The organism is Thermoflexus sp. (assembly GCF_025055495.1).
GTDB lineage: Bacteria > Chloroflexota > Anaerolineae > Thermoflexales > Thermoflexaceae > Thermoflexus.
The window spans coordinates 1-4,415 of sequence record NZ_JANWXB010000030.1 but is presented as its reverse complement, the minus strand read 5'-3'; the positions used below and the strand labels follow the sequence as shown (position 1 = coordinate 4,415).

4 protein-coding genes are annotated in these 4,415 nt (G+C 63.3%); all 4 read right to left on the bottom strand.

Annotated features, from left to right (window positions below):
• On the bottom strand, positions 1-197 hold a 197-nt coding region (locus tag NZM16_RS01115), incomplete at its 3' end, for a ferredoxin family protein (RefSeq protein WP_295477896.1).
• 271 nt (positions 198-468) lie between these two features.
• A complete protein-coding gene (gene queG, locus NZM16_RS01110) occupies positions 469-1,500 on the bottom strand; it encodes a tRNA epoxyqueuosine(34) reductase QueG (protein ID WP_295477893.1) in 1,032 nt (343 codons plus the stop codon).
• A 166-nt stretch (positions 1,501-1,666) separates the two neighbouring features.
• Positions 1,667-2,674 (bottom strand): polyprenyl synthetase family protein, encoded by a 1,008-nt coding sequence (locus tag NZM16_RS01105; protein ID WP_295449802.1) that lies wholly within the window; start codon positions 2,672-2,674, stop codon positions 1,667-1,669.
• 399 nt (positions 2,675-3,073) lie between these two features.
• Positions 3,074-4,096: a type 2 isopentenyl-diphosphate Delta-isomerase gene (gene fni / locus NZM16_RS01100; protein WP_295477890.1), complete on the bottom strand. Its 1,023-nt coding sequence runs from the start codon at positions 4,094-4,096 to the stop codon at positions 3,074-3,076.
• Positions 4,097-4,415 lie beyond the last annotated feature (319 nt).

The following is a 4,415-nucleotide window of genomic DNA, read 5'->3' as shown; positions in this document are numbered from 1 at the left end:
TCGGGGACCTCGTCTTCAGGGAAGATGGCTTCATACGGACACTCGGGGACGCAGGCACCGCAGTCGATGCAGGTGTCGGGGTCGATGTAATACCAGGGCCATTGATCTTCAGGCTTGCCGGGGACGATGCACTCGACCGGGCAGACCTGAGCGCACGCACCATCGCGCAGACACAGGCTGGTGATGATGTGCGTCATCGCTTCCCTCCTTTGTGGGGTTGTGGGATCCAGGCTCTTTAGGGGTTCAGAGGGCCTTCCGCATCCCGTTCCCCGGAAAGATTCGAGGCCATTCTATCCTGGAACGGAACGCTGTGTCAATATCCTGTTCCAGCGGGAGGATGATCCTCCTTTCCCGCGCCGTTTTACGGCGTGGAAAAGGAGTCGGAAACCTCCGAATGAACACGCATGGCGCACCGGGCAAGCTGCTGAGGGAACTCCGCTCCGCCCCCAAACCTCAGGCACCGGGCGTTCAGAGGTGCCCCATGGCCCACTCCGCGTGCTCCTGGAGCATCGGATCCTCGTGTTCTCGCCAGCGCTGGATCCAGGCCTTCAATGCCTTCGCTCGCAAGTTCCCGGCGACCACCAGGGCATTGCGCACCAGCCCTCGCCATTTGGCGCGACGGATGGCGCTGCGGCGGAACCGGGCCCGGAACGTCGCCTCGTCCATTTGTAGCACCTCCTCCAGCAGCATCCGTGCGATCCCCTCGCGGGGCTGAAAAGCCGGCTCCTGGGTCGGCCGGGCGAACCGTTGGTTCCAGGGGCATACCTCCTGGCAGATGTCGCAACCGAACAGCCAGTCCCCCATCGCCGGGCGCAAATCCTCCGGGATCTCCTCCCGCCGCTCGATCGTCAGATACGAGAGGCAACGCTCCGCCTCCAGGGTGCGATCCGGCCGGATGCAGCCCGTCGGGCACGCATCGATGCATCGAGTGCATGTCCCGCAATGATCGAAGGGGAAGGGCGGATCAGGCTTCAGATCGAGATCCACCAGGAGGACGCCGAGAAACAGATAGGATCCGAGGCGGGGATGAATCAACATGCTGTTCTTCCCGATCCATCCCAACCCAGCCTGCACGGCCCAGGCCCGCTCCAGCACGGGCCCGGTGTCCACGTAAATTTTTCCCTGGACGGGCCGGCCGGCTTCCTGGTTCAGGAACTTCAATAGGGCGCGGAGACGCTCCGCGATGACCTCATGGTAGTCCTCCCCCCAGGCGTAGCGGGCCACCCGGCCGCGGGGCCGATCATCTGGCGAGGGAGGTCCCCCGGCGTAGTAATTCATCGCCACGACGATGATCGAACGGGCTTCCGGCCAGAGGTTGCGCAAGTCCCGGCGTTTCTCGATGGCCTCAGGGCGAGTGAGGTAAGTCATAGTCGCCGCACGACCGGCTCGAACCCATTCCTCATATCGATCTGCGGAAGGAGTGGGTCCGGCCTGGGCCACTCCTATGAGGTCGAATCCGAGGTCCTGAGCATAGGCTTTTAGCCGGGTTTTCAAGTCCACCGTTGCTTTTATCCCTGGATCCTGGACTAATGAGAACTTTGAGAACGGGGATCAGCGGGGATATCGATGACCTCTCTCCCCGTTTCTCCTCCCTCCCCGTGGCCCTTTGGGCTGCGGGGAGGGAGGAGAAACGAGCGTTCCGGGAGTTTTCGGGATCGGGGTAGTGCTATCGCGTTCGGGAAAGCAGCGCCCGGGCGAGATCTCGCAGGGCCTCTCCATATGGATTTCGTAGCCCGGCGCGTTCCAGGGCGGCCATAGCCTGTTGGGTGAAAACGGCAGCCATGGTCTCGGCCTCGGCGCGGGCTCCACTGCGTTCCAGATCCCGGAGCAGGATTTCCAGAGGGGTCTGTGGATCGCGGTAGCGTTCCGCAAACTCAGGGACTCGTTCCATCGTGATGATCACTGGAAGGGTCTTCTTGCGCGCTTGCAGATCATCGGCAGCCGACTTGCCGGTCACCGCGGGATCTCCCCAGATCCCCAGGAGGTCATCCTGGATCTGGAAGGCCAGCCCCAGAGCTTCCCCGAACGCCTCCAGATCCTCGGAGGGGCGATCGGCGAGGCGTGCGCCGATCCCTACGGCCGCCTGCAATAAGGCGGCGGTTTTTCCTCGGATCATCTCCAGATAGCCCTCGATCGATACGCGCTCCGCCTCTTCGAACGACAGATCGAAATGCTGCCCCCGAGTCAACATCAGGCAGGCGGCGTCAAAGCGTTCCGCCACCTCCAGGATCCGCTCCGCGGGCACTCCTCGCCCCCGGAGCCGCCAGAGGGCCTGATGGGCGATCGTGAAGAGCGCATCGCCGGCGTTGATCGCCTGGGCGATCCCCCATAGCGCCCACACGGTCGGGCGGCCCCGACGGGTCTCGCTGCGGTCCTGGATGTCATCGTGGATCAGGGAGAAATTGTGAAGAAGCTCGATCGCCGCTGCCGCCGGCAGCGCCCGAGCGGGATCACCGCCGCAGGCTGCGCAGGCCAGCAAACAAAGCATCGGGCGAATGCGTTTCCCGGCATCATGTCGCGCCGGCTGGAGTTGCGCGTCCACCCATCCGAGGTGATAGGCAAGCATGCCGTAGAAGAGCCGCTCGGAGGGGTGAGCAGGTCCCCCCACCGCCGCCCGCATCTCTGCCTCCAGGAGCGGCATCCATTCGTTAAAGAAGGCTTCCCACGTAGTCATGCCGTTGCCTCAACAGGTGGTTTTCTGTGGGGCGCGAGCGGCCTTCAGCGGCCTGCATCCCACAAAGACTACTGCCCTCATGAATTTTCGACTCATGTTCAGAGCCCGTGCCGCCGGCTGGACCTGATGGGGGGCATAGGTGTGTGAAGGCCGTTCGCATTCTCCCCAAATCGGAGGGGCCTGGCCCTTTTCATACCTGGATAAGACACTAGTGCTTTGTCCAGTTATAAACTGGGGATTTGAGGAACCAAAGCGAGTCCGGAAGGCGATGGCCCCCCTTTCTCCCCTCTCCCCACGGCCCTCTGGGCCGTGGGGAGAGGGGAGAAAAAATCTTCCGGGGGCAGTGCGGGGGGACTTGGGCCCTCGCACCGCCCCCGAAAACCCTCAATGGACAAAGCACTAGATTTCCACTAATGGAACCGAGCGAAGGGCCTCCAGATTTCGAGCTCCCACGCAGAACATCGCGATCCGTAGCTGGTGGGTGATGATCCGAACGGCCTCCACCACCGCCTCCCCAGAGGCCACAGCCGCCCGCAGGAACGGCCCGGCCATCCCGGCCAGCGAGGCGCCCAGCGCCAGCGCCTTGGCCACATCCACCCCGTCCCGAATCCCCCCGCTGGCGATGAGGGGGAGATGCGGCGCGCCCCGCCGGGCCATTCGCAGGGCCTCCACCGTGGGGATCCCCCATTCCCGAAACGCGGCTGCCACCTGCCGGTGTGCCTCATCGGGTGCCCGATGCATCTCCACCTGGCTCCACGAAGTCCCCCCCGCACCCGCCACATCGATAGCCGAGACCCCGGCCTCAGCCAGGAGACGGGCGATCTCCTCCGAGATCCCCCAGCCCACCTCCTTTACGACCACTGGGACCGGGAGGGATTTGCACACCGCTTCGATCTTCCGCAGCAACCCCGAGAAGTTCGTATCTCCCTCCGGCTGAAGGGCTTCCTGCAGCGGGTTCAGATGCAGGATCAGGGCGTCGGCCTCCACCAGCTCCACCGCCCGCCGGCAGTGATCCACTGTGTAGCCATAATTCAGCTGCACCGCTCCCAGATTGGCGAAGAGGAGGATATCCGGCGCGTAGCGGCGAACCTGAAAAGTGGGCAGCAGCTCCGGGTGCTCCAGGACGGCGCGCATGGAACCCAATCCCATGGCGATGCCGCAGGCCTGGGCGGCCTCGGCCAGATTCCGGTTAATGCGGGCGGCCTCCTCGGTGCCGCCGGTCATTGAGGAAATCAGCAGCGGGGCTTTCAGAGGTTTCCCCAAAAAGGCAGTGGAAAGATCCACCTCCCGAAGGTCCAGCTCGGGCAGGGCCCGGTGGATGAAGCGTAACCGTTCGAAGCCCGTGGTGAGCTGTCCGAAGCTGACATCCTCTTCCAGGTTGATCCGGATATGGTCCGCTTTCCGCTGCGGGATTCCAGACACTGGCTCAAACCTCGCGCTGTAACATCGTTCTCCATCCGGTGTTTTATAGGGCAGAGTTGCTCTGTTGCAAACTCATGCGGTGAATTCGACGCCGCTTACGGAAACGATGGATTCCCTATGGGGGTTTGGGGGGAATGGGGCTTCATGGAATCCCCCGATAAGGGCTCACCGTGTCCATGCGAATGGGGCTCACAATAGACTCGTTGCACAACGGGGGGATGGTCCGCCCTACTCCCCGTCTCTTCCCTCCCCACGGCCCAAAGGACCGTGGGGAGGGAAGAATAAAGAATGTTTTGGGGCCGGGAAGGCCGCCGAAGGC

What these genes read in the sequence shown, in the direction of transcription:
- NZM16_RS01105 (WP_295449802.1), bottom strand. Translation starts at nt 2,674, where the DNA reads ATGACTACGTGGGAAGCCTTCTTTAACGAATGGATGCCGCTCCTGGAG.